The sequence below is a fragment of the Raoultella sp. T31 genome (assembly GCF_002806725.1).
Lineage (GTDB): Bacteria > Pseudomonadota > Gammaproteobacteria > Enterobacterales > Enterobacteriaceae > Klebsiella > Klebsiella electrica.
Genome location: NZ_PIBO01000128.1, coordinates 1 through 219, shown reverse-complemented (window position 1 = coordinate 219; position 219 = coordinate 1). Strand labels below are relative to the sequence as shown.

The window sequence follows — 219 nt, the reverse complement described above, 5'->3', positions numbered from 1 at the left end:
TTGCTACAGAATATAAGTCGCTGACCCATTATACAAAAGGTACGCAGTCACCCCACCCCAAAGCACTCACCGCTTGTTTTTTGTGTTGGGCGTCGCTAAAGACGCTCCGCCACCGCGATGCTGCTTTGCAGGGCCTTCAACACCAGAGAATGCTTTGGTGGTGGGGCTCCCACTGCTTGTACGTACACGGTTTCAGGTTCTTTTTCACTCCCCTCGCCG

The 219-nt window shown here is 53.4% G+C and carries 1 rRNA gene; it reads right to left on the bottom strand.

Annotation, left to right across the window (positions count from 1 at the left end):
• A 23S ribosomal RNA gene (locus tag CWM52_RS25985) occupies positions 1-219 on the bottom strand; the annotation flags it as partial.